Below are 25,121 nucleotides of genomic sequence, written 5' to 3'. Positions count from 1 at the left end.
TCAATCGACGGCGCGCGGGAAGAGGCCGCGCGGCTTGACGAGAAGAACGGCGAGGAAGGCGAGATGGCCGGAGAGGATCTGCCATTCGGGATTGATGGCCGCGCCGAGCGTCTGCGCGACCCCGAGGATGATGCCGCCGGCCAGCGTGCCCCACAGCGAGCCGAGGCCGCCGATGATGACCGCCTCGAAGGCGTAGATCAGCCGGGCCGGGCCGGCGGTCGGGTCGAAATTGGCGCGTGTGCCGAGATAGAGCGCGGCAATCGTCACCACGACCATGGCCAGCCCCGTCGCCATGGCGAAGATTTTGCGCGGGCGGATGCCCATAAGGCCAGCCGTTACCGCGTCGTCCGACGTGGCGCGGAAGGCGCGGCCGAGCGCGGTGCGGTAGATGAGGAGGTTGAGGCCAACGATGACGGCGACGGCCGAGAGCAGGGCCAAGAGCGGCATCAGGCCGATGGTGACGGGGCCTGCCGCCATCGAGGCCGTCTCCAGCGATCCCGCGGAGATGCGGCGGCTGTCGGCTGAAAAGCCTTCCAGCAGGCCGTTCTGGATGACGATCGACAGGCCGAAGGTGACGAGCAGCGGCGGCAGCACGTCCTTGCCGAGCGTGCGGTTGAACAACACCTCCTGCAAGACATAACCGAGCGCGAACATAAGCGGCGCGACGAAGAGCGCGGCGAGGAAGGGGTTGAGGCCGAGGGTGGAGACCAGCACGAGCAGCAGGAAGGCGGCGAGCACGATGAGGTCGCCATGGGCGAGGTTGACCAGCCGCATGATGCCGAAGACGAGGCTGAGGCCCGCCGCGAACAGCGCATAGAGCCCGCCGAGCAAAACGCCCTGGACGATGGTATCAATGAGGCTCATGGCGCTGGGCTCCGAAATAGGCGGCGTGGATGGCGTCGCGGCTCAGATCGTCCGGCCGGCCTGACAGGGTGATGCGCCCCTCCATCATGCAATAGACGCGGCTCGCCACCTTCAGCGCCTGGCCGATATCCTGCTCGACGATGACGATGGAGGCGCCCGAGGCGCGGATGCGCGGGAAGGCGGCGTAGATGTCGCGCACCACGACGGGGGCAAGGCCAAGGCTGATCTCGTCGCAGAGCAGCACATCCGGATTGGCCATCAACGCCCGGCCGATCGCCACCATCTGCTGCTGGCCGCCGGAGAGCGCCGTCGCCGGGTTGTTGCGGCGCTCCTTCAGGATCGGGAAGAGCGTGTAGACGCTGTCGAGCGTCCAGACGCCGCGGCGCTTGCCATAGGCGCCGATGAGCAGGTTCTCCTCGACGGTCAGCGAGGGAAAGAGACGCCGTCCTTCCGGCACCATGGCGACGCCGCGCGAGAGGATGTCGGGCGCCGCGAGCGCGCCGATGGCCTCGCCGCGGCAGTGGATGGTCTCGGCGGCGCTCTTCAGCACTCCGGAGATGGCGCGCATCAGCGTCGTCTTGCCGGCGCCGTTGGCGCCGATAATGGCGATGGTCTCGCCGGCCTCGACGCGGATATCGACGCCGAACAGCGCCTGGAAATCGCCGTAGAAGGCGGTGAGCCCCCTGGTTTCGAGGAGCGCGGTCATATCTCGATCCCCAGATAGATTTCCTTGACCTCGCGTGAGGCCATGATCTCGTCCGGCGCGCCGATGCCGATCACCCGGCCGAAATTCAGCACCAGCAGCCGCTCGACGACAGATGTCAGCGCATGCAGAACATGCTCGATCCAGATGACGGCGACGCCCTTGGCATGGATGGCGCGGATGGTGGCGACGAGCGACAGGCATTCGCCCTCCGTCAGCCCGCCGGCGATCTCGTCGAGCAGCAGGAGGCGCGGCTCGGTGGCGAGCGCGCGGGCGAGTTCCAGGCGTTTGCGCTGGAGCAGCGTCAGGCCGCCGGCCGGCACATTGGCCTTGTCGAGAAGGCCGGTTTCGCTGAGAATCTCGGCACAATGGTCATAGGCCTCCGCCTCGCTGCGCCTGGCGCCGAAACTGCCGGCGACGAGCAGGTTTTCGAACACGGTCAGCTTTTCGAAGGGCTGGGGGATCTGGAAGGTGCGCCCCATGCCCGAAAGACAGCGCGCCATCGGCGGCGTGCGGGTGACGTCGGCGCCGGAAAAACGGATCGTGCCGCTGTCGGCGGCGATCGTGCCGTTGATCAGGTTGAACAGCGTCGACTTGCCGGCGCCGTTCGGGCCGATGATGCCGAGCGCCTCGCCCTCCGCCACGGAAAAGCTGATGCTGTCAGCGACGGTCAGCGCGCCGAATTTCTTCGAGACCTTGTCGAGTTCAAGCAATGTCATGGGTATCCTCCAAGCCTGCGGGTTTTCTCACCCGCAGGCCTTCCTCACGCTCAGGCGATCGCTTCCATCGTGCCGCCGACGGGAATGGCCGGCGCGGTCTTGTTGTCGGTGATGACGAGGTCGTAGCCACCGCCCTCCTTCAGCCGCCACTGGCCGCCGACGAGCGGCGTCTTCGCCACGTTCTTCGCCGCAAAGGGCGGCAGGCCCGCGCCGCCCCAGGCGACATTGCCCACCAGCGTATCGAGCTTCGTCGCGGCGATGGCCGCGGCGACCGCGTCGCCGTCCGTCGGGTCCTCGGCGCGGGAGAGCGCATCGACCGCGAGTTCGAAGAGGGCATGGGCAAAGCCGATCGGCTGCGTCCAGGGCCGGCCGGTCGCCTTGGTGAAGGCGGCCGCGACCTCGGCCGAGCTTTCGCCCGTCAGCGAGGATTTGAACGGATGGCTCGGCGACCACCAGACTTCCGAGGACAGATTGTGCCCGGCCGTGCCCAGCGCCTCCACCGCCTGCGGGAAGAGCAGCGCCTTGCCGATCGAGGCCACTTTCGGCACGAAACCCTGCTGCTTGGCCTGGTTCCAGAAGGTGGTGAAATCGGGCGGGATGACGACGCCGGTGATGATCTCGCACTGGCCCGCCTTGAAGGCATTGATCTGCGCGGAAAAATCGTCGGTCATGTTCTGGTAGCGGCCGGGATCGTTCAGCGAATAGCCCATCTTTTCGAGCACGGGCGGGAAGCCGACCACCTTGTCGCCCCAGGCATTGCCGTCACCATCATTTGGGAAGAGGCCGCCGACCTTGCGGTTGGTCTCGACCTGCGCCCACATGTTGGTGAAGACGGCGATGACGTCCTCCAGCCCCCAGAAGAAGTGGTAGGCGTAGTCGAAGGGTTTCCACGAGGCGGGATCGCCGGGATTGCCCTGCTGGCCGATGAACCAGGGCTGCCAGGGCGCGACGGTGGAGATGCAGGGCATGCCCTCCGCCTCGCAGGTCGTCGCAACCGGATTGGTCGTCTCCGGCGTCGAGGCGACGAGCACCAGGTTCACCTCGTCGTCGACGATGAGCTGTTTTGCCACCTCCGCCGCCCGGTTGGGGTTCGACTGGCTGTCCTTGACAACAATCTCGTAGTTCAGCCCCTTGGCCTTGGCGACCGAAAGGAAGGCGTCAATGACAAAACTGTCGGCTTCGCCGAAGGCGGCGAGCGGGCCGGTCTGCGGGCTCACATAGCCGAGCTTGATGGCCGCATTCTGCGCCAGCGCCGGCATGGAGAGGCCGGATGTCAGGGCCGCGGCGCCGCCGGCGGCCGTCGTCTTCAGGAAATCGCGTCTCGTAAACATGATGGGTTCCTCCTCCCGTTCCCTTCCTCCCGAAGGGTGTTGTCAGTCCGGCCGCCGGCCCTCCCAGGCCGCCTGCAGCAACGCGCGGATCGACGGCCGGTCGATTGCGCGCGGATTGCGATAGGGGTTTTGCGTGGCGATATCGGCGGCAAGGTCGAGATCGCCTTCCGAAAGGCCGAGATCCCTCAACGCCAGCGGCGCTCCCGCCGCCCTGGCGAAATCCCAGAGCCCGCCGCCGACCGAACCGCCAAAAATCTCCGCCACGGGGGCGAGCAGATCGGGCACGGCGACGGCGTTGAAGGCCGCAGTGTGCGGCAGCATGATCGCATGGGTCTCGGCATGGGGCGTATCGAAGGTGCCGCCGAGCGTGTGGCAGATCTTGTGGTGCAGCGCCATGCCGACCGTACCGAGCACCGTGCCGCAGAGCCAGGCGCCGTAAAGCGCCTCCGCCCGCGCCTCGCCGTCGCCGGGTTTTTCGATGATGCCGGGCAGGCTTTTGCGGAAGGCACGCAGGCCCTCGACAGCCATCAGCGAGGAAACGGGGTTGCGATCCTCGGCGTAAAGCGCTTCCACCGCATGGGCCATGGCGTTGAGGCCGCTCGTCACGCTCATGCCGACCGGCAGGCCGAGGGTGAGCTGGGGATCGTAGATCACCACCTCCGGCAGGATGCTGGCGCTGCGCACCGTCGTCTTGCGCCCGCCCTCGGTCTGGCCGAGGATCGGCGTCACCTCCGAACCGGCATAGGTGGTGGGGATGACGATCTGCGGCAGGTCGGTGCGATAAGCGATCGCCTTGCCGAGCCCCGTCGTCGAGCCGCCGCCGAGCGAGACGACCGCGTCCGCCGCGGTCCGGCGCACCACATCCATCGCCTGTTCCGTCACATCGACGGGCGTGTGCATGACCGCCCCGGCGAAAACCCCGGCCGCACGGGCGCCCAGCGTTTCCGCCAGCCTCTCCGCATCCGCCTTCTGGTGCGGCGTTGCCAGCACGAGGGCGCGGCGGGCGCCGATGCGGTCGATCCAGTCGCCGACCGTTGCGGCCTTGCCGGCGCCGAAGACGATATGGGCCGGGCTGGTGGAATAGACGAAATCGCGGCTCATGCCCTTGCTCCCTGTTTTGCGCGCGCCAGCACGAAGGTGAAATCGAGCCGCCAGCAGGGTTTTTCCCCCATCCGCTCGAAACGGCAGACGAGTTCCGGCTTGACGGCGAAGAGCGGGTCTTCGGCGAGATGTGGATCGCTGCCGTCGTAGAGGTGGGTGACAAGCGTTTCGAAACCCGATGCCTTGATCAGGAATTGCAGATGCGCCGGGCGGCGCAGCGGCAGGCCGGCCTTCAGCAGCAGCGCGCCGACCGGCCCGTCGTCGGGCACGCCATAGCCGGCGGGCCGGACGGTGAGATAATGGAAGCGCCCCTCGCCATCCGTGCGGAAAAGGCCGCGCAAGTTGAACTCCGGCTGGAGATCGGGCTGCTGGTTCTCGTAGAGCCCGGCGGCGTTGGCCTGCCACGTGATGATCTCCGCCCCCGCGACGGGTTCGCCGTCGAGATCGACCACACGACCGAAGACGGCGAGGCGCTCGCCGACGCCGTCGAGCGAGATATCGCTGCCCAGCGCCCGGGCCGGCGCATCGGCACGGAAGAACGGACCGCGCAGCGTGCCCGGCGTCGCCTGTTTCGGGCGATGGGCGTTCACCTCCTCGACCAGCGCCGTCGCGCCGAGCAGGTCCGACAAAAGCACCCATTCCTGCCGCCGGTCATCCGAGGCGTGGCCGACATCGGTGAGGAAGGCGATCAGGCTGCGCCACTCGGCGGGCGTCGGCTTCAATTCGCGGATGAGGGCGTGGAGATGCGTCACCGTGCCGATCAGCGCCTGCCGCAACGGCCCCTCTCCAACGGCTGTAAGCCGCCGGGAAAACACCTCCGAGGAGGCGAGGGTATCGACAGGGACGGCCATGCTGTTTCCTCCAACCTTGAGGAGACTGTAGCAAGGCGCGGCATGGGCATTGATGATTTTGTTCGGCAGGAATATAACGGATCGTTATGAAGATAGACGAGCGCCACCTGATCCAGCTTGCCGCCGTCGTCAGGACGGGCGGCGTCACCGAGGGCGCGGCGCTGCTCGGCCTTGCCCAGCCCGCCGTCTCGCGCACGCTCTCCATGCTGGAAAAGCGCCTCGGTGAACCCTTGTTCCTCAAGGGCCGCCGCCCCCTTCAGCCGACACCGCTCGGCCGGGCGCTCGCCGATCACGGCCAGGTCATGCTCGCCGCCTCGCGCAAGGCTTCCGATACGATCGAGAGTTTTCGCGTCGGCAAGGGCGGCACGGTGCGCATCGGCGGCACGCCCTTCTTCATGGATGCGCTGATCTCAAACATGATCGCGACCTTCCAGACCCAGCATCCGGATGTGCGCATCGACCAGATCTACGGCTATTTCCCGGACCTGCGCGCAGCCCTCAAGGCCGACCAGATCGACCTTGCCATCTGCCCCATCGATATCCTCGACGAAGGCTCGGGCCTCGAATTCCAGCAGATCCTGCCCGGCCGCAACGTCGTCGCCTGCCGCGTCACGCATCCGCTGCTCCTCAAGCGCCGGCCGCAGCCGTCGCATCTGCTGGATTACCCCTGGGTCGCCCCGCCGCCGGGCAGCCCGCTGCTGGCAGACCTGCGCAGCATGCTGCTCTCCTTCGGCGCGACGGAGCTGCGCATCCGCTATACCGGCGGCTCGTTGTTCAGCGTCGTCAACTACCTGAAGGGCACCGATGCACTTACCGTGCTGCCGCACGGCGTGGTCTTTGCCCAGCGGAATGAGAAATCGATCACGGCGTTGCCCATCAACGTGCCGCATCCCGAGCGTGCACTTGGCCTTCTGAAGCGCGGCGATGCGCCACGCATGCCGGCGGTCGATCACTTCGCCCGCCATGTGCAGGCTGGGTTCGATACGCTGAAGCACCTCATCAAGCGGCATGAAGAGGCGATCGTCTGGGGTGTTTGAGGAGGAGCGCCGGGCCTTGCCCGGCGCTGGTGTTCCAAACGCTCAGCCGTTGATAAAGGCGAGCGCGTCGGCGTTGAATTTTTCGGCGTCGATTTCGGCAAGGCCGTGCGAACCGCCCTTGTAGACGAGCAGTTTCGCATCTTTGACGATCTTTGCAGATTTTTCCGCGGAGGCGGCAACCGGCACGATCTGGTCGTCATCGCCGTGCACGATCAATGTTGGGCGATCTATCTTCTTCAGGTCTTCGGTGTAGTCGATCTCGGAGAACTCGTGGATGCAGTCGTAGTGACCCTTGATAGAGCCCATCATGCCCTGCAGCCAGAAGGATTGACGCCGGCCCTCGCTGGCCTTCGCGCCGTCACGGTTGAAGCCATAGAAGGGCATGGTCAGGTCCTTGAAGAATTGCGAACGGTTGTTCGCTGTTCCCGCGCGAATGCCGTCGAAAACCTCCAGCGGCGTGCCCTCGGGATTGGCATCGGTCTTCAGCATCAGGGGTGGCACGGCGCCGACCAGCACGACCTTCGCTACGCGGGCAGTGCCGTGGCGGCCGATATAGTGGACGACCTCGCCGCCACCGGTGGAGTGGCCGATCATGACGAGGTCTTTCAGGTCGAGCTTTTCGATCAGCTCCGCAAGGTCGTCGGCATATTGATCCATGTTATTGCCGTTCCAGGGCTGGTCAGACCGCCCATGGCCGCGCCGGTCATGGGCGATGACACGAAAACCGTTCCGGCCAAAGAACAGCATCTGCGCATCCCAGGCGTCTGCCGAAAGCGGCCAGCCGTGGGAAAACAGGATCGGCTGGCCCTTGCCCCAATCCTTGTAGAAAATCCGGGTCCCGTCTTTCGTCGTGATGGTGCTCATCAGTATGCTCCTTGCTTGGTTATGGCTTGGGCGGCAACGGTGGTGGCTCCGGCGTCTGCCGGGAGCCCTGTGAAGAGGCTGGCTTACCGGCGGGAATGCATTGGCCTGCGATGGCGTTCAGTGCTTTCCGGCGGCCAGCAGGTGTCGGACGCGGGGTGGTTCTCCGCCACGATGGAACCGGCGCACATCCTCCTGGAGATCGGCATCCGCCTTGGAAACGCGGCGATGCTGGCGCAGGTGCTCGGCCCAGGATTCGACGAAGAACCATTCGAGGACGATGTTCGGATCGGCTGCATCCTCGGTCACGCCCCAGCCATAGGCGCCGTCACGCCGTCGTTCAGTAGAGAAGCGATGGAGGGCCTGAAGGAATGCCGTGCGGTCGGCGTCGTCGATGCGGTACTCCACGGTGATCAGCACGGGGCCACGGTCATGGTCGACGGGTTCGGCGGTCAAGGGTTCGGGCCAATGGTTGGAAGGCACCAGATCCGCCTCGCCCCTGGGCAGGTGCAGCCGGTGGAAGACAAGGCCGGCTATGACGAGGCCGGCAGCCGCGACGAGGAGCGTCGTGGCGATGCCGAGCGCTTCGGCGATCGTGCCCCAGGCGAGGCTCCCCGCTGTCATCGCCCCGTTGAACACGGTGAGATAGATGGCGAGCGAGCGGCCGCGCACCCAGTTGGGCAGCACGGACTGGGCCGTGCCGTTGAGCGTGGTGAGCGCGGTGATCCAGCCGGCACCGAGGAGAAGCAGCAACAGGATGGCCACCCATTGCGGTGGGGCAAGGGAGAGCGCCGCCATCACCAGTGCTGCAGCGAGGGCCGCCAGCAGCATCAGCCCGTCCACATCGAGCCGGGTGCGCAGCAGCGGCATCAGGAAGGCGCCGCCGATTGCGCCGGCCCCGACCGCGCCGAGCAGCACGCCGTAAAATCCCGCCGTGCCGCCGAGAAGATTGCGCGCCACCAGCGGCAACAGCGCCCAGACTGCGCTGGAGAAGGCGAAGAAGACCGCTGCGCGCACCAGGACGACATGCAGGTCCCGGCTCGATCGGGCATAGCGCAGGCCGGCGCGGAAGGCACCGAAGAACCGTTCGGAAAGCGCGTCCTCGCCTTCCGTTTTTCGCCGCCACCACAGGAGGGCGGAAACGACGAACACGTAGCTGATGACATCGACGCCATAGGTGACGGCAGCCCCGAAGGAGGCGAGCAGGACACCGCCAAGCGCTGGACCGATCGCCCGCGAAATGTTGATGCCCAACGAGTTGAGGGCGATGGCGCCCTTGACGTCCCCCTTTGTCACCAGTTCCGGAACGATCGCCTGCCAGGTGGGAGCCATCAGCGCCGCGCCAATGCCGCCGACGAAGGTGAAGGCGACGAGCGAGGTGACCGTCTGCAGGCCCGTCGCTGACAGGGCCAGCAGGCAGAGGCTCGCCGAGGCGAGGATGAGCTGGATGGCGATCAGGAATTTTCGGCGGTCGAGGATGTCGGAGAGCACGCCCGCAGGAATAGCCAGCAGGAAGATCGGAAAGGTGGATGCGGCCTGGATGAGCGCCACCGCCGCCGGTGCCGCCGACAGGTCCGTCACCAGCCAGGAGCTGGCAACATCGCGCACGAAGGTACCGATATTGCCGATGATCGTCGCCACCCACAGCACGGCGAAGACCTTCTGGCGTAGCGGGGCGAACGCGCCCGCGCGAGGGGTGTTGGGGGCTTCGGCCATCAGCTCCAGTCCTCTTTCGCGCCGTTCTTCCAGCGGTGCAGATCATACCAGGCGACCAGCACGAACGCACCCGCAAGTCCGAGATGCTCGAAGAAGGAGTTGGTGGCCATCATGCGTGGCATGCCGGATGGCATTTCCCAGAAGCGCAGCGCAATGAAGGTCGCCATGAGCGTGAAGCCGGCAAGCGCCAGCGCGCCGATCCAGCGCCAGAAGCCGGAGAGCACCATGGCCGAGCAGGCAAGCTCGAAGAAAATGATGGTCGCGGCGATGGGGGCAGCCGGGGTAAGGCCGAAATGCTCCATCTCGGCGATCGCGCCGTTGAAGTCGAAGAGTTTCATCACGCTGCCCTGGATGTAGGCGGCGCACAGGCCCAGCAGCGCGATCCAGCGCACCGGATGGTTGATGACGAAGCGCGCGCAGACCCTGGCGGCGCGCTGTTCCATGGTTGCGGACATGATGCCTATCTCTCTGTTTTCCACTATTCGAATATCAATTGCCCCATGGGTGCGCCGGACGCATTCTCCTCATACCGCCCAGCAGGCGCAGCCGAGCGCGCCGAAGAATCCCTTGAGATCGCCGACCGGCAGTTTCGATGTCCAGGCGGCGGCATGGTCGTGGCCGTGCACGCCGCAGGCGCTGGCGCAGCCGCATGCCGAGATCGCCGCCCGGCGCAATGATCGTCTGCCCGCGCCTTCCGGCTCCGCCCAGGCCGCGTAGCCGCCGAAGGTCCTGACCGGGGACCAGTCGGGCATGGGCGGCGGCACAGGGTTTTCGTCGAGGTCGTCGAAGTCGCCTGCGCCATAGACAACCCTTCCACCGACCATCGTCAAGTCGGAGGTCAGGAAGGAGATTTCGTCTTCTGCGCAGGTGAAGAAGTCCTTGTCGGGGATGACGAGATCGGCGAACTGGCCCACTTCGATGCGACCCTTCCTGCCCTCCTCGTTGGAGAACCAGGTGACATTTTCCGTCCACATCCGAAGCGCCGTTTCGCGATCAAGGCAGTTGCGGCGTGGATAGAGCGCGGTGCCGCCCACCGTCTTTCCGGTGATCATCCAGGCGAGCGAGATCCAGGGATTGTAGGAGGCGACGCGGGTCGCGTCCGTGCCGGCGGAGACCTTGACGCCCTTTTCCAGCATGCGGGCGATTGGTGGCGTCGCTTCCGCGGCCGCATGCCCATAGCGCTCGACGAAATATTCGCCCTGGAAGGCCATGCGATGCTGTACGGCGATACCGCCGCCGAGCGCGGCGACACGGTCGATCGAGCGTTCCGAAATTGTCTCGGCATGGTCGAAGAACCAGTTGAGACCGGCGAGGGGGATGTCGCGGTTCACCGTCTCGAACACGTCGAGAGCGCGGGAAATCGTTTCATCGTAGGTGGCGTGCAAGCGCCAGGGCCAGCGATTTTCTGCAAGGATCCGCACGACCGCCTCGAGGTCTCCTTCCATTTCCGGCGGCATGTCCGGCCGGGGCTCGCGGAAGTCCTCGAAGTCAGCGGCGGAGAAGACGAGCATCTCGCCTGCGCCGTTGTGCCGGAAGTAGTCGTTGCCCTGCTTGTATTTGACGGATTTCGTCCAGTTGAGGAAGTCTTCCTTCTCCTCCTTCGGCTTCTGGGTGAAGAGGTTGTAGGCCAGCCGCACGGTCATCTGGTTCTCGTCGGAGAGCTTCTGGATGACGGCATAGTCATCCGGATAGTTCTGGAAGCCGCCGCCGGCATCGATGACGGAGGTGACGCCGAGCCGGTTCAGTTCGCGCATGAAATGCCGGGTAGAATTGACCTGGTAGTCGAGGGGGAGCTTCGGTCCCTTGGCGAGCGTCGAATAGAGGACGCCGGCATTGGGTTTTGCCAGAAGCAGGCCTGTCGGATTGCCCTTCTCATCGCGGCTTATCTCGCCGCCGGGCGGGTTCGGCGTGTCCCGGGTGTAGCCGACGGCTCTGAGCGCGGCGCCGTTGAGCAGCGCCCGGTCATAGAGATGAAGCAGGAAGACCGGGGTGTCGGGTGCCACGGCATTGATCTCATCGAGCGTCGGCAGCCGCTTTTCGGCGAACTGGTGTTCGGTGAAACCGCCGACGACGCGCACCCATTGTGGTGGCGGCGTGTTTGCCACCTGCCGCTTCAGCATATCCATGGCGTCGGCCAGCGAGCGCACGCCGTCCCAGCGCAGTTCCATGTTGAAGTTGAGGCCACCGCGCACGACGTGGGTATGGTTGTCGCAAAGGCCGGGCAGTGCGCTTCGGCCCTTGAGGTCGATGACCCGCGTGGCAGGCCCGGCAAACGCCATCACCTCCTGCTCCTCGCCGACGGCAAGGAAGGTGCCGGCGGCAATCGCCACGGCGCTCGCCTTCGGCCTGCTGCGGTCGAGGGTCGTAAAACGGCCATTGCGGAGGATGAGGTCAGCGGTCATCGCTTCGGGCTCCTGTTGGGCACGCGCGGAAACGCCACTGCCCAAAGCAAGGGCGGCGGCCGTTGCACCCAGAAAATTGCGGCGTGTCGGCATCATGTCTGTTTCCTGTCTGGCGGTTCGCCTCCCTTCGGCAGTTCACCGAAGACGTGCGGTTTGACGTGATGGTGCAGCCAGGATTGGCCTGCCATCTCCCGGCTCCAGAGCGATCTGGCGAGCGGCACGAGCTGCTCTCCGGCAAGCATGCCGAGGAGACCGACCAGTGCGACCACCGGCGGCGCTGGGGAGCGCACATTGAGAAGGCTGTAGATCACGCCGACGAGCAGGCCGGCGCCGAGCGAGAGCAGATACAGTTTCATCGCTGCGTCCTCCATCACGGATCGAGCGCCTCACAGCAGGAGCAGAGCCTGCAGAGGGGTAAGGCAAACGGCTCAATGGCCCTCGGACGCACCGAACATGGTTTTGGCGTAGATGATGCCGAGGCCGTAAGCGCCGCCGAATTTTTTTGCGATGCCTGTCGTCAACTCGTAGGTTTCGGCCCGGGCCCAGTCGCGCTGCAGCTCGAGCAGGTATTGCAGGGCAGTCATCGGGCGCACGCCCGCCTGCACCATGCGGTCCATGGCGCGGTCATGAGCTTCTGTGGAGATGTCACCGCAGGCATCGGCGATAACATAGACCTCGAAGCCCTGGTCGAGCGCCGATAGGGACGGACCGACGATACAGACCGAGGTCCACAGGCCGCACATGACCAGCCGCTTCTTGCCGATGCGGTTGACCTCGGCAATCACAGCGGCGTCTTCCCAGGTGTTCATCGAGGTGCGGTCAAGCAGCGGCTGGCCGGGAAAGGCGTCGGTGATCTCGCTGAACATCGGCCCTGAAAAGGTCTTCTCGGCAACCGTCGTCAGGATCGTCGAGACGCCGAACCCCTTTGCGCCATGGGCGACGAGAGCCGCATTGTTGCGCAGGTTCACCGCGTCGATCGATTTGGTCGCAAAGGACATCTGCGACTGGAAGTCGATCATGATCAGCGTGTGGTCGGCGGGGGATATCAGGAGGCTGCCTGGGGTGGGCGTGGCGTTCGGGGTCATGGACTTCTCCCTTTCTGGATGCCGGTTGGAGGTCTCCGGAACCCGAACTATGCCTTTCCGCCTTCTGTCGTTCTTGTCGCCTATGTCTGTCTTTTGAACATTTTGTCAGGTTTCTGAGTTGAATTTTCGTGCCTTTGCACGCTGACGGTACCTCTGGTCAGAACCTCCGGCTGCGCCGCCAGGCCCCCGGCGAAATCCCGGCGACACGGGAGAAAATCCGCGTGAAATGGCTCTGGTCGGCAAAGCCGCAGGCCGCTGCGATCTCGCTGATCGAGAGCACGGAACGAGCAAGCAGGTCGCGCGCCTGGTCCATGCGTTCCTGCATAAGGAACTGGTGTGGCGTCTTGCCGGCCGTCGCGCGAAAAGCTCTCAGGAAAGCCCCCTCGGAAAGGTTGCAGGCATGCGCCAGTTCTCGGATGGAAAGGTCGCCGCCGAGACGGTTGCGCATCCATTCCCGGATCATGGCCAAATGGCGCGGCGAAAGGCGGCGGCCGGCAACCCGCGCGGCCGCCGTTGTGCGGCCGGCATCGCCGTAGCGGTGTGTGACGTGAATGCCGATCGCCACCGAGAGCTGGTCGACGAATAGGGCGCTGCGTTCCAGTTGATCGTTCGTCGGGGCAAAAAGCGCGCCCATCAGTACACCCAGCACGGGATCGGGTTGCGCATTGCAAGCCCGTAGCCCGCTGACGCCTTCGAGGTCTGCACTGTCGGCCATGCGCTCGATCGCGCAGGGGCCGATCTCGATGAGCGCGAAGTCGAATGACCCGGTAAGCTCGGCGCGATAGGCATCCTGGAAGGAGCGCAGATAGACGGTGTTCTCCGCGAAGTCGTGCAGGGTCGAATGGTGCGGTTGGTAAATTCGTCGCCGGTGGCCGCCGGCAAGCGAGAGCCCCAGCAGGTAGCCGCGGCTGGTGGCAGGCGTCGCTACGGGCTCGGGCGGCGCCTTCTCCGCCTTCTTGCGATAGAACGTCATGCCGCCGGCATCGATGCGGCGGTCCTCCGCAAGCCGGGAGAGGCTGCACCCCAGGGTGTCCCGGGGCAAGGGGACAGCCGTCATCGAAGAGGCATTGCTCACGGCTTCATTCCTCTGAATCTTGTCTCCCCCCGAGGCAATTTACGCCGTGCGGGCCGGGTTCGCCAATCCAGAAATTTTAGGGTCGGTTGTCGCGGCGGAAGCGCGCCGGCGTCTCACCCGTCACCGCGGAGAAGGTCTTCGTCAGATGGCTCTGGTCGGCAAAGCCGCAGCTGATAGCGATCTCGGCGATGGAGATGTCGGTGCGCAGCAGGTCCTTGGCGTGGGCAATACGATATTCCATAAGCCAGCGCGCGGGCGTGCGCCCGAAGCTCGCCTTGAAGGCCTTTATGAAATAGCTTTGTGACAGTTCACAGCTTTCCGCCAGCTCGGCAATCGAGAACCGGCCGTCGAGGCGTGTGGAAAGGAATTCCAACGCGCGTTTTTCCTGCCAGGACGCCAGCGTGCCCTTGCGCTCGGCGGGGAAGTAGACGCCGCCATAGGTTTGAGTGAGGTGCGTCAGGATGGCCAGGCTGACCTGGTCCACGAACAGGCGGCTGGCCTCCCGCGGCCGTTCCAGCGCCGGCAGCAGTGCCTGGGCGAGGCCGAGCACGACGGCATCGACCGTGCCGGGCGGGCATTTGAAGCCCGACAGTTCGGGTCGGCCCAGCTCGTCGGCGAAGGCACGAACATGCCAGAAGGGAACCTGAAAGCGGACATTGTCGAAGGGCGAAAGATGATGGCAGCGCCATTCCTCGCGAAGATCGGTGATGGCAAGCGCTCCCTTGGGGTGCCCGCCTTCGAAGACCAGCGCCTCGCCCCGCCACAGCCGGTGCAGCCGGAAGTCGCGCAGCTGCGTGATGATGTGGAAGGCTTCCTCCCGCACGCTCGGTGGATCAGGAGCAAGATCGTCCCGGTCACAGCTCAGCCGCGTGATGACGAGTGGCGCGGCATGCAGGGTCGATCGGTGCAGGGCGGCGGTCGGGTCGATCGGGTCTGCGTCGTTCACCGTGTCCTCCTGCAATTGGTTGATGGACGGATAAAGAGTGCGTGTTTTCCCCCTGCCGAGGCAAAGGATTTTCCTTAGTAAAGGCGGTCCGTATATGCGTGCTGGCGGAAGGTTCGTGTAAAACCGTCGTCAGTTTCTCTGGCGCGCTCTGCGCGGATCCATATCAGCCATTGTGCGGGTGTCAGGCCCGTCGCGTCCTTGAATTCTTTCAGGAATTCATCCTCGGCAAGGCCCGCGGCCGTGGCGAGAAGGGAAAGCGGTGGCTCACCGTGCTGCACGGCATGGCCATTTTCCGGCACTGCTGCTCCCGGGCGGGATGACTGCGGCGTGGCTGCCGAGGCATCGTCGGGCGTTTCGCCATACTGATGCAGGAGATGGGCGCAGATGGCGACCGCCATGTGACGCAACAGCGCGGGCGGCGAGGGTTGTCGGCCGCCTCCGAGCAAGACGAGGAGGGCCGTCCCGAGATTGCTCAGCACGCTGTCCGGCCTGCCGCGCCGGCAGGCTAGCCGGCGCTTTTCCGTGCTTTTGGAAAGGGTTGCGGCCTCCTCGAAAAGCGACTTCGGCAGGACGAAGGCCAAGGCGTTCAGCCGGCTGTGCAGGCGAATGGCGGCCCCTTCGTCGAGATCGACCAGGCAGATCGATCCGCGCTCGTAGCAGCGAACTGGCGTGCATGTTCCGTCCGGCCGGATATCCGCATGATCCACATCATCGAGATAGAGCATGAGAAAATAGGCGCTGCAGGCGGGAAGACGGATGTCGCACGGTTCTCCCACGCCGAGATCCTTGCGGATACTGGTGACGGAGAAGGTGGCGGATTTGATGGGGACGGTGGTGAGGCTGGGCGCTTCAGGTGTCCCGAAGCAGAGGCCTACGCAGCTGAGTTCTTTTTCTGGAAACGTCAACGGCAAACTCTCAATCCCTCCGGCTGAGCGATATCATCAAGGCGAGACCGGATGTTGCGCGACTTTAGGCCAGCCCGGTGCTGCATGCAACGCTCGGCGGCAGCCACAAACAATTGCGATTAAGTCAATAATAAATGCATTATTATGTCTATTTTTATTTGGCGCCTGCGGATTTATCTGTTGCTCAACGAAGATATCCACGAGTGAGGATAACACCATGCTTACCCAGATCAAAGGCTTGCATCACGTCACCTCCATGGCTGCCGACGCCCAGGAAAACAACGATTTCTTCACCAAGACGCTCGGTCTGCGTCGGGTCAAGAAAACCGTGAATTTCGATGCGCCGGACGTCTACCACCTCTACTATGGCGACGAAAACGGCTCGGCCGGCACGGTCATGACCTATTTTCCCTTCCCGCACATCGCCAAGGGCAACCGCGGGGCGGGCGAAGTTTCCGAAACCGTGTTCTCTGTGCCGAAGGGCTCGCTCGGCTATTGGAAGGAACGATTTGCCGGAAAGGGTCTTGTTGGCCTCGCCGGAGATGAAGCCTTCGGCGAGAGGCGCCTGCGGTTCCTCGGCCCCGACGGTGACGGCTTTGCTCTTGCTGAGGTCGATGGTGATCGGCGGCTGCCTTTTGCCGGCGGACCGGTGCCCGGTGACGATGGCGTGCACGGCTTTCATGGCGTGACCATGCGGTTGCGCGACGGCGGGGCCACCGGCGAACTGCTGACGTTCATGGGTTACGAGGAAATCGATCGTCGCGGCGACCTGACACGATATGCCGTCAAGGACGGCAACGGCGCCGATTTCATCGATCTCGAAGTGTTGCCTGGCGCGCCGGCAGCGCGGCAGGGAGCGGGCTCCGTTCACCATGTCGCCTTCGCCGTCGAAGATCGTGCCGCCCAGGCCGAGGTGCGCAAGGCGCTGATGGATACCGGCTACCAGGTTACGCCGGTCATCGACCGCGACTATTTCTTCGCCATCTATTTCCGCACGCCCGGCGGCGTGCTGTTCGAGGTGGCAACGAACGAGCCCGGCTTCAACCGGGACGAGGACACCGCGCATCTCGGAGAGGCGCTGAAACTTCCGCGTCAGCACGCCCATCTGCGCGAACGGATCGAAGAGATCCTGCCGCCCATCGTCGATTAGGCCGACCCCGGCCGCCGGCCATCTTCGGCGGCCCCTTCATTCAAACACTTCCGCCAGCCGTCCACGGTTGCTTGCGGATTCGTTGCAAAGGAGATTCGCATGTCCCGCGACGCGTACCAACACGTCTCCAAAGCGCCGGCACCTGGCGCGCCGCTCGTTTTCACCTTCCATGGAACGGGTGGTGACGAGCATCAGTTCACAGGCCTCGTCGGCCAGATCCTGCCTGCGGCCGGCATCGTTTCGCCCCGCGGCGATGTTTCCGAACATGGCGCGAACCGCTTCTTCCGCCGTAAGGCCGAAGGGGTCTACGACATGGAGGACCTTGCCGTTCGCACGCGCAAGATGGCGGATTTCGTCCGTGCGCATAAGCAGGCCAATCCAGGCGTGCTGCTTTACGGCCTTGGCTATTCGAACGGTGCGAACATCCTCGCCTCGGTGCTGTTCGAGGCGCCCGACCTTTTCGATCGTGCGGTGCTGATGCATCCGCTGATCCCCTGGGCGCCGGCGCCGGATCCGACCCTTCTAGGCCGGGACATTCTGGTGACAGCCGGAAGGCGCGACCCGATCTGCCCGTTGCCCTTCACCGAAACGCTCGTTGCCCATTTCGAAGCGAAGGGAGCGAATGTCGAGCTCTTGCTGCACGATGGCGGCCACGAGGTGCGGCAGCCGGAGATCGAGGCCGTCACGACTTTCCTGACCCGGAAGACGTAGGCTGCATCCACCACCGATCTTCATGCGCATGTCTCCGGGAGTTTTTCGCCCCCGGGGGCGCCCGCCATTGCACGGCCCCCTTGTTCCGCGCGACTGGCGATCTTTGATGATCTCCGGGCTCCTGCTCGGGGTGGGTGGGATAGGCAGGGCAGTCTCGACCCTTTCCCCTGTCGTCGCCCTCGAGCGGTTCGACATCTCGACGGAGATTGCCGGACAGATTACAATCCGAAGTCTTAAATTGATTACGGATCGTCCGCATGGACCCCTTCAGCGACGTCATTGCATTGCTCCGGCCGAGCACTGCAATAGCCAAACCGATCAGTGGGCGCAGTACATGGGGCGTGCGCTATGCCGCTCACAAAGCGCCCGGATTTGCGGTCGTCCTGCAGGGCGAATGCTGGCTCTCCTTCGAGGGAGCGTTGCCGGTGCGATTCCTGACGGGCGACTTCCTCCTCCTCCCGACGACGCCACCTTTCACGATGGCGAGCCATCCCGACGTCAAAGGGGATTTGACGGATCCGCGCGAAGGGCCCGTCAGGCATGGTGAACAGGACGGGGACCCGGACTTCATCGCGCTGGGCGGCACCTTTCGTATCGAGCAGGCGAATGCTCCGCTGCTGCTGGCGCTGTTGCCATCGATCATCCGTATCCCGGCGGCGGAGGGGCGCGGCGGCAGGCTTCACCGGATGATCCAGCTCATCACGGAAGAATGCGTCCGCGACGAGCCCGGAAAGGAAATGCTGCTGCAGAGATTGCTGGAGATCCTCCTGGTCGAAGCCCTGCGGTGGCGCGGCATCGACGATGACGAGGACCGGACCGGCTTGCTCCGGGGGCTGCGGGATCCGGTTCTGGCGCGGGTATTGCGCGCCATCCACGCCGATGTCAGGGCGCGCTGGACGGTTGCGGATCTGGCAAAGACCGCGGGCCTGTCGCGTTCGGCATTTGCCGCCCGCTTTTGTGACGTGCTCGGATGCGGTCCCATCGAGTATCTCGCGCGCTGGCGCATGGCACTTGCGAAGGATGCACTGATCAACGCCACCAAGCCCCTTGACCGGATCGCCGACGAGATCGGCTATGAATCCGCGAGCGCCTTCAGCACCGCGTTCCGAAAGCGCGTCGGCTGCCCTCCCGGTCGGTTCGCCAAGACATACGAACAAGCGGTTTTGGAAGATTGAGCAATCATTCTAGACGTCTGATTATATATCATCCAAACGGCGTGCGCTATCGAAGGGCCTCCCCAACATATGGAGGTTCTCGTGAAGACGATCCTGATTACCGGCAGTTCATCCGGCTACGGTCTTGAGACCGCATGCCATTTCCTCGCCAACGGGTGGACTGTCATCGCAACGATGCGCCGCCCGAACGCAGATATTCTCCCCCGTTCCGAGCGGTTGAGGATCCTGCCGCTCGATGTCACGAACGAAGAGAGCATTGCGGCCGCCGTCACCGCAGCCGGGCCTATCGACGCCCTCGTCAACAATGCCGGCATCGGTGTCGTTGGTGCGTTCGAGGCGATGTCGATGTCTCACGTCCGCAAGATATTCGACACCAACACCTTTGGTGTCATGGCGATGACCCAGGCGGTCATTCCACAAATGCGCGCACGGCGCACGGGTGTCATCGTCAATGTCACGTCGACGGTCACGCTCGCTGCAATGCCGCTCGCGGCGGCCTATACCGCGAGCAAGCAGGCGATCGAAGGTTTTACAGGCTCGCTGGCGCACGAACTCGCTTTCTTCGGAGTTCGCACCCGGCTCGTCGAGCCGGGCTACGGCCCGACCACGCGTTTCGCGCAGAACGCGGATGTGAAGGTGGAGGATCTGGTGCCACCGGAATATACACCCTTCGCAGCCCCGATCTTTGCCGCCTTCGCCAATCCCGGGGCGACCACCCGGGAGACTGACGTCGCAAGGGCTGTCTGGGCCGCGGTGCACGATACCTCCGGGCAGCTTCATTTCCCGGCGGGGGAGGACGCTCTGGCGCTGGCCGCGGCACGGTTCGGCAAGGCTCCGAGTGCTGTGCGCCTTGCATAGCCACGCAATGGCCGTTGGAGCGATGCTGCCACCCAGAGGCGTTGCTGCTTCTCGCCACCCGCTGTTTGGCAGCCTTACCCTGCGGCCCTGCATGGACGGCCAGCCCCAAGGGGCATGATTGCCGGCATGAAGCGGGGCGCTCGGGATGTGGTTTGCGAGGGTTCATTGAACCGGCGGCCTGCGCCCATCACCCCTCAGCAGCGCTGTAGTGTGCGGATAGAATATCGCCTGTTTGCTGGTTATAGGGACAAAGCGCTTTCCCGCGCATTGCGCCGGATTGTCTGAGGTGGTTGGCCAAGCGTTCGCAAGAAGGCCCGGCGCATCCGGTCGCTGTCTGCAAAGCCGGTCTCCGTGGCAATCACGTCCATGGAATGGCGCCCCTGTTCCATCATCAGCCGTGCCGCCTCCACGCGTAAGGTCTCGACAGCCTTGGCAGGCGACTGCCCTGTCTCCGAGCGGAAGGCTCGGCTGAACTGGCGCGGACTCAGACCTGCTGCATCGGCAAGCTTAACCACCGACAGGAGGCTGCGCAGGTTGGCCTTGGCATAGCCGATGGATTTCTGGATCCGGTCCGATTTCGCGTCCAGTTCGAGGAGGGCGGAAAACTGGGACTGGCCACCTGCTCTCCGGTGGTAGACCACGAGCTTGCGCGCGACGGCGCGCGCCACGGCCTGGCCATGGTCCTTCTCGATCATGGCAAGTGCCAGATCGATGCCGGCCGTCATCCCCGCCGAGGTCCAAACCGTACCGTCGACGATGAAGATTCGATCTTCCTCGACCCTGACGGCCGGGAAATGCTCCCTGAGCTGTCGGGCGAAGGCCCAGTGCGTCGTCGCACGGCGGCCGTCCAGCAAACCGGCCTCAGCAAGGATGAACGCTCCCGTGCAGGGCGCGGCCAGCCGCCGTGCGGTCTGGTGGGCGTGCTGCGCAAAATTGATCAGCGCCGGCGTCACCGGCTCGATTGCCGTGCCGGCGCCCAGCATGATCGTGTCGTAGCTCGCCTGGGGATTGAAGGCTTTCGAATTGACCCCGAAACCGGCGGACGACCTGACCTCGCCACCGGCTTCGGAAAGGAGTTCGATGCCGTAGGCGGCTTCCCCAAGATGGAGGTTAGTCATCTCGAAGGCGGTCACCGCGGCAAAGCCCATGAGCTGGAACCCGGGGAAAATGACATAGCCGACTGTGTGCATGGCGAACCGCGTCTGTCTGATAAGGACGTATGTAGCAGATTTATGCCACGGCGAGAAATCTGATACGCATCCAGGGCCGAGACTATGCCGACAATAGCCTCTTTTTGCGCTCGACGCCGTAGCGGGAGGCTGGCACGCTGCGCGACAGGTTGGGCATGAGCTTCTGCCGGGCGGCCTCGTAGGCTGCCCAGTCACCGATGTCGGGAAGCGACGGAATGGTGACCTGTTCGCCTATCTCCAGACCGGCCAGCGCAGCATCGACCATATCCTCCGCCGACATGACGATCTCGCTCGGCACATGTTCCAATGGCGTCCCGGCGATGCTCCAGAAGTCGGTTGCTGTCGCCCCCGGCAGAACGGCCTGCACACGGATACCCTTGCCGACCAACTCGCTCTGGAGCGACAGGCTGAAGGCAAGCACGAAGGCCTTGCTGGCGCCATACACACCGTTCAACCGTTCCGGCGCGACGCCGGCGATCGAGGCAATGTTGATGACGGTCCCCGCGCCACGGGCCACGAAGCCGGGTGCGGCAGCATAGGTCAACCGCGTCAGCGCGTTGACGTTCAGCGTCAGCATTTCTTCCATCTTGTCGATATCTGATGCCAGCAGCGGGGCCGTTGCACCGACACCGGCATTGTTGACCAGCATCGTTATGCCGGCGTCGGCGCGCAGCAGGGTCTCGACTTCAGCAAGGCCACCCTTTTGACCGAGATCCGCAGCGATAACCTCGACTGCGCGGCCGGTTTCATCGGCAAGGTGCTTGGCCAGATCCATGAGGCGCGCCCTGTTGCGGGCCACAAGGATGAGGTCGTAGCCTCGGCGCGACAGGCGGTCGGCATAAACCGCGCCTATGCCGGAGGATGCGCCGGTGATCAGCGCGGTGCCTTTCGAATTCTCGGTCATGACAATCGCCATCAGGTTGGAATGTATTGCCTGATGGTAGGACGAAATTCAGGCGTCTCAAATGTCATATATCCGTCGATTTGGGACACTCTGGCGACATTGATTGTGGCACGCTTCCTGAGGCTGACTCGGGTCGAGATCGGCGCAGGGTTCCACGACGGCCATTGATACGGATCGGATTGTGGGAAAGGACCAGGCGAGAGAGGCTTGAGTGAAAGAGAGGTCATTCGCGATAAGATCGAGGCTCGTCGCGCGCGCGATACCCATCCGTTTGGCGATGTGGATAATAGGCGTCGCGGGCGGAATGAAGGGACTGCAGGTCCCTCGATCCCGCCGCCGATGGATTACGGGCCGGCCCGCAAGACCCATTGTCCTTCCCTTTGCACCTCCGGGAGCCGTGGTGTGACCACAACAGATCAAGCCGTTCCGCCAGCGCGCAAATCAGGGGCCGTTGGCCTGACCTTCCTGTTCACCGGTTTTATTGCGGCGGCCTACGGCTTCGGGGTCTATCTTTTCCCGGCCGTCATGCCGGACATGCTGGCGGCGCTCTCTCTGAATTACGGGCACGCCGGTACCATCATGGCGGCATCGCAGGCCGGCTTTCTGATTGCTGCGCTCATCAGCGGAATTCTGACGAACAGGATCGGCGCCTCTCGCCTCATTCTTCTCTCGATGGCCTGTTGCACGCTGTGCCTGCTGCTCGTGCCGCTCACGGAAGGCTTTACCGCCCTGGCGGTCGCTTTGTTCTTTACCGGTGCGGCGTCGGCTTCGGTCTGGGTGCCGATGGTCGTGGTCGCCAAGGCCCTCATTCCGGAAGCACATCAGGGAAAAGCCCTCGGTCTCATGTCGTCGGGTACGGCCTACGGTGTCTTCGTCAACGGGTCTGCCATCCCAGTCCTGCTGCCGGCCTATGGCTGGCAGTCGGTCTGGTTTTTTGTCGCAGCCCTCACAGGCCTGCTGTTCGTGTGGGGCTGGTATCGTCTGGCAGGGTTGGAAAAGACTGCCGGGATGCGTGGCGCCGCCGGAAGCGCCATGGAGCGCATGGATTTGCGCACGCTGGCGCAGCCTGCCTATCTCACGGTTCCCGCCATGATGTTTCTGAACGGCTTTTCTTGCATGCCGGCGCAGAACTATCTTGTCGCCTTCGTTCGCGATGAGCTTGGCCATGGCATCGACGCGGCAGGAGACGTCTGGAAGGTGATCGGTTTCATCGGCATGTTCGGCGGATTCCTCATGGGTATCCTTGCGGACAAGATAACGGTGAAGAAAGCCCTGGTCCTTGCCTATCTTCTGCTGGGCGTCTCTTTCGCAGCCTTTGCCGATCACCGGAGCCTTGTGGTGATCTATCTGGGGGCCGCCCTGTTCGGGCTGGCCTTCAACGCGATTTTCGGCCTCATTCCCGCCTATGTGAGCCTGGCCTATCCGACCAGGGCCACAGCCCTGATTTTTGGCATGGGAAATGTCATGCTCGGGCTGGGTGCCATGACCGGGAATTTTCTCGGCGGCGTCCTCAAGGACGAAAGCGGCTCGTTCCAGCAGATCTATATCGTTGCGCTTGTGTCGGCCGCCGCTCTCATCGTTCTCGCCATTTTCCTGCGGCGGCCGGGAGCAGCATCGTGACGCGCGATTTCTGCGCCGCGTTGAAGCTCCGGTCTTCCCGTTGTTTGCGCAGGCCTCAGCTCTTGACGGAGCCTGCCGTCATGCCCGCGAGGAAGTAGCGCTGGGCAACCAGATACAGCACGAGCAGCGGGAGTGATCCGAGCACGCTCATGGCCATCATCTCGTTCCACTCGAAGGCGTGCTGCCCCATGAGGAGTTGGATCCCGATCGGTACGGTGCGCAAATCCATGGACTTGGTCAGGGTGAGCGCGAAGAGAAACTCGTTCCATGCAAGCAGGAACGTATAGACTGCCGTCGCCACGATACCGGGGATCGACACAGGAACGATCACCCGCCACAGCGCCGTCCAACTGGAGCCGCCGTCAACCAGAACGGCTTCGTCGAGTTCCTTGGGCAAGGTGTTCAGATAGCCTGTCATGAGCAGGACCGCATAGGGAAGCGTGAAGACCAGATAGGTCAGGATCAGTGCAAGATAGGTGTCGAAGATCCGGAAGGCGACCACCATGCCGAAATAGGGGATGAGGAGGGTAATCGGCGGCACGGTCTGCGTGCTGATGATGAAGATGTTCAGGGTGCTCTTGAAACGGAACGAGTAGCGGCTGAAGGCGTAGGCGGTAAGGATCGCGATGAAGAGCGTCAGAGCCGTCACGACACCGGCAACGAAGTAGCTGTTGATGAAGAAGCGCACCTTCGTCGGATCATTGAAGATCGTCAGGTAGGCCGAAATCGTGAAGTCGTCCGGCAGCAACCGTGGCGGCAGGGCGAAAATCTCCGTGTTGGATTTCAGCGAACTGAAGAACATCCAGACGATCGGGAAGGCGGCGAAGACCAGGCCGACCGCAAGGCCGAGATAGGTGAGGGCCGTCGGCAGGATCGAGTTTTTGAAGGAACGCTTTGCCATGACCGACTACCTGCGCTGCTGGTGCTTGATGTAAAAATACGTCACGCTCATCGAGATGAGGAGGATGACGATGGCACTCGCCGAGGCCAGTGAGAATTCATATTGGGCGAAGGCCAGCTTGTAGGTGAAGGTGGACAGCATTTCCGTCGCATAGATCGGGCCGCCGCCGGTGGTCATCCAGACAAGCGGGAAGACCTGCATGGTCCAGATGAAATCGAGCAACGAGATGCTGATGATGATGGGCATCAGCTGCGGAATGGTGATGTACCAGAACTTCTGCAATTCATTGGCGCCATCGATGCCGGCCGCCTCGTAAAGTTCCTTTGGAATGCCCTGGAGGCCGGCGAGCAGGCTGACCATGAAGAGCGGGTATCCTGCCCAGATGTTTGCGAATGTCAGCGCGTGAATGGCCGTGCTGGTCGAGGAAAACCACTCCACCTTGAAGTCGATGATCCGCAGCGCCATCAGCACGCTGTTGACGACACCGTTCGGATCGAGCAGCAGGCGCCAGATGATGGCGATGATCACGGCGGTGAACAGCCAGGGAAGAATGAAGAGCACGCGCAGGATGCTGCGGATCAGCGGATCGACACGATCGGTGTTGAGCAGCAGTGCGAAAGCAAGGCCGAGGATGAAGTGGAAGACCACGCTCATCACGGTGAAGTAGATCGTCTGGTACAAGGACTGCCAGAAGACCGGGTTCTGGAAGATGGCGATGTAGTTCTGGAGCCCCGCGAAGGCGGCGTCCGGCTTCATGATGGCGCCGTCCATCAGCGAGTAGCGCAGAACCATTACCATCGGAAAGAGCATCAGGAGGACCAGCAGGAGCGTGGCCGGCGTCACGTAGAGATATGGCACCAGCTTGCGCAGCGTCTTGTAGCTAAGCTTGCCCTTCTTGTGTGCCTTCGGCGGTGCTGCGGCCTGGGCCGTCATGGAGTGGTTCATCGCGGGACTGTCCGATTTGCCGGGATTGACGACGACACCGGCAGGCCATGATCGACGCTGCCGGTGCTGTT

Annotated in this window: 25 protein-coding genes; 6 read left to right on the top strand and 19 right to left on the bottom strand. The window is 63.7% G+C overall.

The features are described 5' to 3' along the window. The 6 genes from EXZ48_RS18530 to EXZ48_RS18505 are packed head-to-tail and all read right to left on the bottom strand — an operon-like array spanning position 1 to position 5,569. Positions 1–864, bottom strand: a complete 864-nt coding sequence (locus EXZ48_RS18530; protein WP_023516975.1) for a branched-chain amino acid ABC transporter permease — start codon at positions 862–864, stop codon at positions 1–3. After that, positions 851–1,570 carry an ABC transporter ATP-binding protein gene (locus tag EXZ48_RS18525; RefSeq protein ID WP_023516974.1) on the bottom strand — a complete coding sequence of 240 codons (720 nt, stop codon included), beginning with the start codon at positions 1,568–1,570 and terminating at the stop codon, positions 851–853. Before EXZ48_RS18525 ends, EXZ48_RS18530 begins: the two co-directional genes overlap by 14 nt. After that, the gene (locus tag EXZ48_RS18520) at positions 1,567–2,286 is read right to left on the bottom strand and encodes an ABC transporter ATP-binding protein (protein ID WP_023516973.1); all 720 of its coding nucleotides are present in this window, start codon (positions 2,284–2,286) and stop codon (positions 1,567–1,569) included. The genes EXZ48_RS18525 and EXZ48_RS18520 overlap by 4 nt, the downstream gene beginning before the upstream one ends. Before the next feature lie 50 nt (positions 2,287–2,336). Continuing rightward, positions 2,337–3,617 (bottom strand): ABC transporter substrate-binding protein, encoded by a 1,281-nt coding sequence (locus EXZ48_RS18515; protein WP_023516972.1) that lies wholly within the window; start codon positions 3,615–3,617, stop codon positions 2,337–2,339. A gap of 42 nt (positions 3,618–3,659) precedes the next feature. Next, a complete protein-coding gene (locus EXZ48_RS18510; RefSeq protein WP_130517541.1) occupies positions 3,660–4,718 on the bottom strand; it encodes a maleylacetate reductase in 1,059 nt (352 codons plus the stop codon). After that, positions 4,715–5,569, bottom strand: a complete 855-nt coding sequence (locus EXZ48_RS18505) for a dioxygenase (protein WP_023517212.1) — start codon at positions 5,567–5,569, stop codon at positions 4,715–4,717. Before EXZ48_RS18505 ends, EXZ48_RS18510 begins: the two co-directional genes overlap by 4 nt. A gap of 86 nt (positions 5,570–5,655) precedes the next feature. Here EXZ48_RS18505 and EXZ48_RS18500 point away from each other — a divergent pair, with 86 nt between their 5' ends. Next, positions 5,656–6,606 (top strand): LysR family transcriptional regulator, encoded by a 951-nt coding sequence (locus EXZ48_RS18500; RefSeq protein WP_023517211.1) that lies wholly within the window; start codon positions 5,656–5,658, stop codon positions 6,604–6,606. A gap of 42 nt (positions 6,607–6,648) precedes the next feature. Here EXZ48_RS18500 and EXZ48_RS18495 read toward each other — a convergent pair whose 3' ends face one another. From EXZ48_RS18495 to EXZ48_RS18455, 9 genes are all read right to left on the bottom strand, one after another. Continuing rightward, positions 6,649–7,470, bottom strand: a complete 822-nt coding sequence (locus tag EXZ48_RS18495; RefSeq protein WP_024269890.1) for an alpha/beta fold hydrolase — start codon at positions 7,468–7,470, stop codon at positions 6,649–6,651. Positions 7,471–7,587: 117 nt separating this feature from the next. Continuing rightward, a complete protein-coding gene (locus EXZ48_RS18490; RefSeq protein ID WP_130517539.1) occupies positions 7,588–9,183 on the bottom strand; it encodes an MFS transporter in 1,596 nt (531 codons plus the stop codon). Beyond that, complete coding sequence (locus EXZ48_RS18485; RefSeq protein WP_130517537.1) at positions 9,183–9,638, bottom strand: DoxX family protein; 456 nt, start codon at positions 9,636–9,638, stop codon at positions 9,183–9,185. The genes EXZ48_RS18490 and EXZ48_RS18485 overlap by 1 nt, the downstream gene beginning before the upstream one ends. 69 nt (positions 9,639–9,707) lie before the next feature. Further along, positions 9,708–11,678: an amidohydrolase gene (locus EXZ48_RS18480; protein WP_130517652.1), complete on the bottom strand. Its 1,971-nt coding sequence runs from the start codon at positions 11,676–11,678 to the stop codon at positions 9,708–9,710. Beyond that, a complete protein-coding gene (locus EXZ48_RS18475) occupies positions 11,678–11,941 on the bottom strand; it encodes a XapX domain-containing protein (RefSeq protein WP_130517535.1) in 264 nt (87 codons plus the stop codon). Before EXZ48_RS18475 ends, EXZ48_RS18480 begins: the two co-directional genes overlap by 1 nt. Before the next feature lie 72 nt (positions 11,942–12,013). Continuing rightward, positions 12,014–12,670, bottom strand: coding sequence for a hydrolase (locus EXZ48_RS18470; RefSeq protein ID WP_023512490.1), 657 nt, complete (start codon positions 12,668–12,670; stop codon positions 12,014–12,016). Between the two features lie 157 nt (positions 12,671–12,827). Next, on the bottom strand, positions 12,828–13,745 hold the full coding sequence (locus tag EXZ48_RS18465; RefSeq protein WP_245462189.1) for a helix-turn-helix domain-containing protein: 918 nt from the start codon (positions 13,743–13,745) through the stop codon (positions 12,828–12,830). Between the two features lie 76 nt (positions 13,746–13,821). Next, the gene (locus EXZ48_RS18460) at positions 13,822–14,691 is read right to left on the bottom strand and encodes an AraC family transcriptional regulator (RefSeq protein WP_023512492.1); all 870 of its coding nucleotides are present in this window, start codon (positions 14,689–14,691) and stop codon (positions 13,822–13,824) included. Between the two features lie 74 nt (positions 14,692–14,765). Then, positions 14,766–15,596 carry an AraC family transcriptional regulator gene (locus tag EXZ48_RS18455; RefSeq protein WP_130517533.1) on the bottom strand — a complete coding sequence of 277 codons (831 nt, stop codon included), beginning with the start codon at positions 15,594–15,596 and terminating at the stop codon, positions 14,766–14,768. A 217-nt stretch (positions 15,597–15,813) separates the two neighbouring features. Between EXZ48_RS18455 and EXZ48_RS18450 the strand changes: the two genes are divergently transcribed. The 4 genes from EXZ48_RS18450 to EXZ48_RS18435 all read left to right on the top strand — a co-directional run bounded on the left by EXZ48_RS18450 (position 15,814) and on the right by EXZ48_RS18435 (position 19,490). After that, positions 15,814–16,746 carry a ring-cleaving dioxygenase gene (locus EXZ48_RS18450; RefSeq protein ID WP_023514671.1) on the top strand — a complete coding sequence of 311 codons (933 nt, stop codon included), beginning with the start codon at positions 15,814–15,816 and terminating at the stop codon, positions 16,744–16,746. A 99-nt stretch (positions 16,747–16,845) separates the two neighbouring features. Continuing rightward, on the top strand, positions 16,846–17,457 hold the full coding sequence (locus EXZ48_RS18445; RefSeq protein WP_023514672.1) for an alpha/beta hydrolase: 612 nt from the start codon (positions 16,846–16,848) through the stop codon (positions 17,455–17,457). 257 nt (positions 17,458–17,714) lie between these two features. Further along, positions 17,715–18,632: an AraC family transcriptional regulator gene (locus EXZ48_RS18440; RefSeq protein ID WP_130517531.1), complete on the top strand. Its 918-nt coding sequence runs from the start codon at positions 17,715–17,717 to the stop codon at positions 18,630–18,632. A gap of 81 nt (positions 18,633–18,713) precedes the next feature. Then, on the top strand, positions 18,714–19,490 hold the full coding sequence (locus EXZ48_RS18435) for an SDR family oxidoreductase (protein ID WP_024269893.1): 777 nt from the start codon (positions 18,714–18,716) through the stop codon (positions 19,488–19,490). A 239-nt stretch (positions 19,491–19,729) separates the two neighbouring features. Here EXZ48_RS18435 and EXZ48_RS18430 read toward each other — a convergent pair whose 3' ends face one another. Then, positions 19,730–20,680 carry a GlxA family transcriptional regulator gene (locus EXZ48_RS18430; protein WP_024269894.1) on the bottom strand — a complete coding sequence of 317 codons (951 nt, stop codon included), beginning with the start codon at positions 20,678–20,680 and terminating at the stop codon, positions 19,730–19,732. Between the two features lie 82 nt (positions 20,681–20,762). Next, the gene (locus tag EXZ48_RS18425; protein WP_130517529.1) at positions 20,763–21,584 is read right to left on the bottom strand and encodes an SDR family oxidoreductase; all 822 of its coding nucleotides are present in this window, start codon (positions 21,582–21,584) and stop codon (positions 20,763–20,765) included. Positions 21,585–21,791: 207 nt separating this feature from the next. On the opposite strand from EXZ48_RS18425, the gene EXZ48_RS18420 reads away from it, so the two are divergent. Continuing rightward, a complete protein-coding gene (locus EXZ48_RS18420) occupies positions 21,792–23,204 on the top strand; it encodes a nitrate/nitrite transporter (protein ID WP_130517527.1) in 1,413 nt (470 codons plus the stop codon). 55 nt (positions 23,205–23,259) lie between these two features. Here the strand turns inward: EXZ48_RS18420 and EXZ48_RS18415 are convergent, their stop codons facing one another. Together EXZ48_RS18415 and EXZ48_RS18410 are read right to left on the bottom strand one after the other, a co-directional pair. Next, positions 23,260–24,105: a carbohydrate ABC transporter permease gene (locus tag EXZ48_RS18415; RefSeq protein ID WP_024269896.1), complete on the bottom strand. Its 846-nt coding sequence runs from the start codon at positions 24,103–24,105 to the stop codon at positions 23,260–23,262. Positions 24,106–24,111: 6 nt separating this feature from the next. Continuing rightward, positions 24,112–25,050, bottom strand: coding sequence for a carbohydrate ABC transporter permease (locus EXZ48_RS18410; protein ID WP_024269897.1), 939 nt, complete (start codon positions 25,048–25,050; stop codon positions 24,112–24,114). Positions 25,051–25,121 lie beyond the last annotated feature (71 nt).

The organism is Shinella sp. JR1-6, from assembly GCF_004284735.1.
GTDB lineage: Bacteria > Pseudomonadota > Alphaproteobacteria > Rhizobiales > Rhizobiaceae > Shinella.
Note: the sequence above shows the minus strand (reverse complement) of the source record. Positions and strands in the feature narration are given on the sequence as shown.

Excerpts from the sequence above, each read along its gene's own strand:
- EXZ48_RS18480 (WP_130517652.1), bottom strand. The coding sequence starts at position 11,678 with ATGCCGACACGCCGCAATTTTCTGGGTGCAACGGCCGCCGCCCTTGCT.
- EXZ48_RS18525 (WP_023516974.1), bottom strand. The coding sequence starts at position 1,570 with ATGACCGCGCTCCTCGAAACCAGGGGGCTCACCGCCTTCTACGGCGAT.
- EXZ48_RS18425 (WP_130517529.1), bottom strand. The coding sequence starts at position 21,584 with ATGACCGAGAATTCGAAAGGCACCGCGCTGATCACCGGCGCATCCTCC.
- EXZ48_RS18515 (WP_023516972.1), bottom strand. The coding sequence starts at position 3,617 with ATGTTTACGAGACGCGATTTCCTGAAGACGACGGCCGCCGGCGGCGCC.
- EXZ48_RS18430 (WP_024269894.1), bottom strand. The coding sequence starts at position 20,680 with ATGCACACAGTCGGCTATGTCATTTTCCCCGGGTTCCAGCTCATGGGC.
- EXZ48_RS18530 (WP_023516975.1), bottom strand. The coding sequence starts at position 864 with ATGAGCCTCATTGATACCATCGTCCAGGGCGTTTTGCTCGGCGGGCTC.
- EXZ48_RS18510 (WP_130517541.1), bottom strand. The coding sequence starts at position 4,718 with ATGAGCCGCGATTTCGTCTATTCCACCAGCCCGGCCCATATCGTCTTC.
- EXZ48_RS18490 (WP_130517539.1), bottom strand. The coding sequence starts at position 9,183 with ATGGCCGAAGCCCCCAACACCCCTCGCGCGGGCGCGTTCGCCCCGCTA.
- EXZ48_RS18415 (WP_024269896.1), bottom strand. The coding sequence starts at position 24,105 with ATGGCAAAGCGTTCCTTCAAAAACTCGATCCTGCCGACGGCCCTCACC.
- EXZ48_RS18500 (WP_023517211.1), top strand. The coding sequence starts at position 5,656 with ATGAAGATAGACGAGCGCCACCTGATCCAGCTTGCCGCCGTCGTCAGG.
- EXZ48_RS18475 (WP_130517535.1), bottom strand. The coding sequence starts at position 11,941 with ATGAAACTGTATCTGCTCTCGCTCGGCGCCGGCCTGCTCGTCGGCGTG.
- EXZ48_RS18440 (WP_130517531.1), top strand. The coding sequence starts at position 17,715 with ATGGACCCCTTCAGCGACGTCATTGCATTGCTCCGGCCGAGCACTGCA.
- EXZ48_RS18410 (WP_024269897.1), bottom strand. The coding sequence starts at position 25,050 with ATGAACCACTCCATGACGGCCCAGGCCGCAGCACCGCCGAAGGCACAC.
- EXZ48_RS18520 (WP_023516973.1), bottom strand. The coding sequence starts at position 2,286 with ATGACATTGCTTGAACTCGACAAGGTCTCGAAGAAATTCGGCGCGCTG.
- EXZ48_RS18445 (WP_023514672.1), top strand. The coding sequence starts at position 16,846 with ATGTCCCGCGACGCGTACCAACACGTCTCCAAAGCGCCGGCACCTGGC.
- EXZ48_RS18495 (WP_024269890.1), bottom strand. The coding sequence starts at position 7,470 with ATGAGCACCATCACGACGAAAGACGGGACCCGGATTTTCTACAAGGAT.
- EXZ48_RS18450 (WP_023514671.1), top strand. The coding sequence starts at position 15,814 with ATGCTTACCCAGATCAAAGGCTTGCATCACGTCACCTCCATGGCTGCC.
- EXZ48_RS18470 (WP_023512490.1), bottom strand. The coding sequence starts at position 12,670 with ATGACCCCGAACGCCACGCCCACCCCAGGCAGCCTCCTGATATCCCCC.
- EXZ48_RS18485 (WP_130517537.1), bottom strand. The coding sequence starts at position 9,638 with ATGTCCGCAACCATGGAACAGCGCGCCGCCAGGGTCTGCGCGCGCTTC.
- EXZ48_RS18505 (WP_023517212.1), bottom strand. The coding sequence starts at position 5,569 with ATGGCCGTCCCTGTCGATACCCTCGCCTCCTCGGAGGTGTTTTCCCGG.